At 31.3% G+C, this 5710-nt stretch carries 7 protein-coding genes; 6 read left to right on the top strand and 1 reads right to left on the bottom strand.

All coding sequences use genetic code 11. The features are described from left to right. Positions 1-182: 182 nt before the first annotated feature. Complete coding sequence (locus ACU68U_RS08975; protein WP_002835305.1) at positions 183-371, bottom strand: DUF1858 domain-containing protein; 189 nt, start codon at positions 369-371, stop codon at positions 183-185. A gap of 121 nt (positions 372-492) precedes the next feature. Here ACU68U_RS08975 and mgtE point away from each other — a divergent pair, with 121 nt between their 5' ends. The 6 genes from mgtE to ACU68U_RS08945 all read left to right on the top strand — a co-directional run bounded on the left by mgtE (position 493) and on the right by ACU68U_RS08945 (position 5541). Continuing rightward, on the top strand, positions 493-1860 hold the full coding sequence (gene mgtE / locus ACU68U_RS08970) for a magnesium transporter (protein ID WP_094206970.1): 1368 nt from the start codon (positions 493-495) through the stop codon (positions 1858-1860). 125 nt (positions 1861-1985) lie between these two features. Next, complete coding sequence (locus tag ACU68U_RS08965) at positions 1986-2225, top strand: Veg family protein (protein WP_002835303.1); 240 nt, start codon at positions 1986-1988, stop codon at positions 2223-2225. A gap of 76 nt (positions 2226-2301) precedes the next feature. After that, a complete protein-coding gene (locus ACU68U_RS08960; RefSeq protein ID WP_094206971.1) occupies positions 2302-2568 on the top strand; it encodes a glutaredoxin domain-containing protein in 267 nt (88 codons plus the stop codon). Further along, the gene (gene ispE / locus ACU68U_RS08955; protein ID WP_154271931.1) at positions 2558-3391 is read left to right on the top strand and encodes a 4-(cytidine 5'-diphospho)-2-C-methyl-D-erythritol kinase; all 834 of its coding nucleotides are present in this window, start codon (positions 2558-2560) and stop codon (positions 3389-3391) included. The genes ACU68U_RS08960 and ispE overlap by 11 nt, the downstream gene beginning before the upstream one ends. Continuing rightward, complete coding sequence (gene murI / locus ACU68U_RS08950) at positions 3366-4151, top strand: glutamate racemase (RefSeq protein WP_446763179.1); 786 nt, start codon at positions 3366-3368, stop codon at positions 4149-4151. Before ispE ends, murI begins: the two co-directional genes overlap by 26 nt. Before the next feature lie 4 nt (positions 4152-4155). Then, entirely contained in the window at positions 4156-5541 is a 1386-nt protein-coding gene (locus tag ACU68U_RS08945) for an aminopeptidase (protein WP_316523140.1), read from the top strand. Positions 5542-5710 lie beyond the last annotated feature (169 nt).

The following is a 5710-nucleotide window of genomic DNA, read 5'->3' as shown; positions in this document are numbered from 1 at the left end:
TTGAATATAGGAAATTGAATGCAGCTTAACTGCGATTTCCCCTAGGGGAAATATGAGGACAAAAAAACCAGAGACAAATATTTCTAAATGTCTCTGGTATAAAGTCCAACTTTTTGGGGTCACCTTACAATCGACAGGTAGTTTTTTTATGTAAAAACCCGCTTTGTTTAGCGGGTATAATATCAGTTTTGGTTTAATTGTTCTAATAGATAGTTTACATCTAGTCCGTGAACCATACAAGCTTCTTCTAAGCTTTCCATTTGGCTGGCTGGACAACCTATACAAGATAATCCGTTTCTAAACAAAACTTCTACAGAATCTGGATTGTTTCTAATAATATCTCCAATTAACATATCTTTAGTAATTTCCATAAAATCACCCTTTCATCATTTATATTCTTATTATAATATAAGCTTTCAGTTCATTCAAGTAAAATTATTTCTGATCTATGTTATAATTTAATATGAAATAGAAATATAGGTGGTGAGGAATATGATGGATGAAAAATTTGAACGTCATGAAATAGATATGGATTTACTCAACAAATATCTAGAAGACAAAGATTATTTAAAACTTAAAAATCAAATTCAAAAATACAACCCGGTAGATATTACAGATTATATTGAATCATTGGATTTAAAAAGTGCAATGCTTGTGTTCAGGTTATTGAACAAAGATGATTGTATCGATGTGTTTTCTCATATGGAAAAGGATCATCGAACAAGGCTTTTGGAAGCGTTCAGTGATAAAGAAGTTAAATTCATAGTAGACGAACTATATTTTGACGATATGATTGACTTAATCGAAGAAATGCCAGCGGGAATTGTGAAAAAAGTTCTAAGACATACCGACAAAAGCGAAAGAAATTTGATTAATCAATTCTTAAATTATCCAGAAGATTCAGCGGGATCTTTGATGACAATAGAATATATTGAATTGAGATCTTATTATACTGTAAGGAAAGCTCTTGAAGTCATTAAGAAAACAGGGGTGGACAAGCAGACCGTCTATACATGTTTTGTAACAAACGAAAAGAAAACACTACTTGGGTTTGTTTCTTTGCGAACAATTGTAACTAATGAACCAGAAACATTGATTGAAGACTTGATGGACGAAGATGTTATTTATGTTCATACCGATGATGACCAAGAAACAGTAGCCGATGTATTCAAAAAATACGGATTCGTTGTTCTTCCTGTCGTAGATAATGAAAAAAGACTTACAGGTATTATAACAGTTGACGATATCATGGAAGTTATGGAACAAGAGGCTACAGAAGACTTTCAAATCATGGCAGGTATGAGTCCAGATGAAGATGATTATTTGGATCAAGGCGTGTTTAATTTGGCAAAAAAACGTATTGCATGGCTTTTGATACTTATGGTTTCTGCTACATTTACAGGTTCAATAATGACTCACTATGAATCTTTATTGGGACAAGCGATAATACTTACAGCATTTATTCCTATGATAATGGATACGGGTGGAAACTCTGGTTCACAATCATCAACGCTGATTATACGTGGGCTTGCTACAGGAGAAATCAGCACAAAAGATTGGCTAAAAGTATTTTTTAAAGAATTTAGAGTAGCGTTAGTAGTCTCAGTAGTCATGAGTATTGTTTGTTTCATAAAAACTATGGTTGTCGATAAAGTTTCTGTTCCTATCGGATTGGTTGTATCTTTGACTTTGATATTTACAATAGTGACTGCAAAATTAATCGGTGGGATGTTGCCAATTATTGCTAAAAAGTTAAAATTAGATCCAGCGATTATGGCGGGACCGTTGATTACTACGGTTGTAGATGCATTGAGTTTGTTGATCTATTTTGAAATGGCACACATTGCTTTGGGAATCTAATTAGAAAAAATTAACAAAAACTATTGACATATTTTTAATATTACTGTAAAATATTTTATTTAATTTGACTTTAGAGTGATAGAGTGATATAATACTACTAACGACGATCTGTTAGGAGGAATAACGTGAAGGAAATTAACGATTTGAACATGATTAGAAGTCAGGTGCGAAGTAATATTGGAAAAGATGTTATTGTCGAGGCAGATAAAGGACGAAATAAAATTGTAACAAACAAAGGAACTATCAGCCAAGTGTTCCCAAGTTTATTTACAATAAAAATAACTAACGAATATGATTCAGAAAGAACAATATCATATACTTACTCAGATATACTTACATCAACAGTAAAGTTAGAATTATGTTAAAAAACGACCGGAAGGTCGTTTTTTTAGTTTGATTTAACATTTAAACAATAGTATAATTTATTAATAGAGGTGTAATATGAAGTTAAAATTATATATGTCAGAAAAATGCCCAGATTGCGTAGATGCAATCGAAATTTTAAAAAATGCCAATATTGATTATGAAGAAATCAATATTACAGATTCTATGAAAAATCTCAAAGAATTTTTTACTTATAGAGATAATAGAAAAGAATTTGAATCAATTGTTAAGGATAACAAAGTAGGTGTTCCTATGATAACTGATGGCGAAAAGATAGTATTTTTTGAAAAATTAGAAGATTTAAGAGTATTTGATGAAGATTAATAGCTATGCCAAGATAAATCTGTCATTGGATGTTCTTGGTTTAAGAGAAGATGGATATCATAATATCGATACAGTTATGAATTTGATTGATCTTCACGATATTATGGATATAAATCGTAACAGTACTTACGAATTGAATTTAAGCTCTAATAATCCGGATTTTCCAACTGATAAAACTAATTTGATATTTAAAATATTTGAGAATTTGAAAAAATTCAGGGACATTAACTGTGGTTATGATGTATTTGTAGACAAACAAATCCCTATATCAGCAGGACTTGCTGGAGGAAGTTCCAATGCATGTGAGTTTTTGATGTTTGTGAATGATGATTTATCACTTAATCTTTCTGATCAAGAAATCAAAGAAATCTGTAGATCGACAGGGGCGGATACTTTCTATTTTACGAACAAAAAATGTGTCAGAGCAAAGGGAATAGGAAACGAGTTTGTCAGATTATCTGATTTTTCTAATAAAAATATAATAATTGTAAATAATGGAATGAGCATATCTTCGAAAGATGTGTATGATAATTTGAAAGAGTCAAAGGGTGGTCTTGGTAAAGTTTCCGTTGCTATTGATAGTCGTGATTATGAAACTTTTTATAGGAAAGCATTTAACACGATGGAAAGTGTATCAGAAAAATTAGTAGAAGAAATCTCAATTATAAAAGAACAGTTATATGAATTGGGAGCGAATTTGGCACTTATGAGTGGATCAGGACCAACTGTTTTTGGTATTTTTGAAAACTATAACGACTTTGAAAATTGCTACAATAAATTAAAGGACAAATATAAGTATGTATTCAAAACAAAAACCTTATAACAAAATAGGATTCGTGGATTCTGGTTTGGGCGGGCTTACTGTATTCAAAAAAGTTAAGAAGATTATGCCTAATAAGGAATATGTATATTTTGCTGATAGTGCAAATGTCCCTTACGGTTCTAAAACCAGAGAACAAATGCTTAAGATTTCTGAGAATATTGTGAGGTTTTTCAATGAACAACAGATAGATTTACTTGTCGTAGCTTGTAATACGTTAACATCAATTGCGTTGGATTATATGAAATCAATTGCAAAATTTGATATAATTGGAGTTGTTGAATACGGTGTTAAATCTGCTTTAAAAACTACTTCTAATAAAAAAGTTGGAGTAATAGCAACTAAAGCTACAGTAGACAATGGTTTATATAAAAAATTATTAGAACAAAAAGGTATTGAAGTTTGCCAATCTGCGTGTTTTGATTTTGTAGGATTCGTTGAAGAAAACTGCAAAGATAAAGAGAAAATTTTGAAAAAAGTCGAAGAATATTTGAAACCTATTGTAGATTTTGGAGCAGACACCATAATTTTGGGATGTACACATTATCCTGTTCTAATTGAATACCTTAAACAATATACAGGAGATAATATTACATTTGTAGATCCTGCAGATTTACTAAGTGAAGATATTTATGAGATTTGCGGGAACTATCAAAATATATGTGACACAAAATATTTTGTCACAAAAAATCCATTTGATTTTAAAATTAATGGATCTAAAATTATAGGACAACCTATAGAAAAAGTTACAGAAATGGAGTGATTTTATGGAATTGAATTACGAAAAGAAAAGTATCTGGGAAGTTGTAGATGAAAAAGAACACGATGAGATTTACGCTTATGGTGAAAGATACAAAAACTTCTTAGATAGTTGCAAAACTGAAAGAGAAGCTACTGAATTTATTGTTAATCAAGCAAAAGAACACGGATTTGTTGAATTGAATGAAGCGTTAAAAGGACAAATCAAAAAAGGCGATAAAATTTATATAAATAATAAGGACAAATCATGCGTATTAGTAGTTATTGGTGATGATATAAATGAAGGACTTAATATAGTTGGTTCACACTTAGATTGCCCAAGATTAGATGTTAGAGCTATACCATTTTCAGAAGATAAAAACATCTTAATGATGAAGACACATTACTATGGCGGAATCAAAAAACATCAATGGACTACAATCCCATTGGCAATGCACGGAGTAATCTTCACAAATGAAGGAAAAAAAGTTGAAATCAAAATCGGCGAAAAAGAAGACGAACCAGTTTTCTACATCACTGAACTATTAGCTCACTTATCTAAAGATTTGAACTCAAAAACATTGGGTCAAGCAATTGAAGGTGAAAAATTAGCTATAATAGCAGGTCATGATAGCTATAATTTCAAAGATGAAAAAGAAAACCCAATCAAAAAATGTATCTTAAAATACTTGAACGAAAAATATGGAATAACTGAATCTGATTTCCAAGTAGCAGAATTAGAAATTGTACCAGCTACTAAAGCAAGAGACGTTGGATTTGACGGTGCTATGATTGCATCCCACGGTCATGACGACAGAGTTTGTGCTTACGCAACATTAGAAGCAATCCTTAAAGTTGAAAATCCTAAGAGAACAGCAGTAGCTTTATTCGTAGATAAAGAAGAAATAGGTTCAGTTGGTAATACATCAATGAATGCACCATACATGGGAAACATGATTGCAGAAATAGCTAATAACCAACATGAAAATTACAGTGATTTAACAATGAGAAGAATCATGGCTAATTCAAAAGTATTATCAGCAGATGTTACAGCAGCTATCGATCCATTGTATGCTGATGCAACAGAAGATGCTAACACTGCTTTAAGTGGATGTGGAATTTCATTGGCAAAATTCACAGGACACGGTGGAAAGTTCAGCTCAAATGATGCCAACCCAGAATTCTTAAATGAATTAAGACAATTATTCAAAGAAGAAAAAGTAATGTGGCAAACAACTGAACTTGGTAAAATAGACCAAGGTGGTGGAGGAACAATAGCCTTCATACTTGCAAACCAAGGAGCAGAAGTAGTTGACATCGGAACAGCTATGCTATCAATGCATGCACCAGTAGAATTATTATCAAAAGCTGACTGCTACATGACAAGCAAAGCATACCACGCATTCTTAAAATAATATAAAGTAAACTTATAAAGCACTTGACAATTACCTTTTATATTGATATTATATAAAAGCACTTTGAGTTAAGTGCTTTTTAAATTACTTAAAAGAAAGTAATGCATGTAAAACGAAAATAAAAAAAGTTTTACAAAACACTTGACAAAATGAAATGATGATAGTAAAC

This window comes from Finegoldia sp. P3-F-LR (assembly GCF_052932165.1).
Note: the sequence above shows the minus strand (reverse complement) of the source record. Positions and strands in the feature narration are given on the sequence as shown.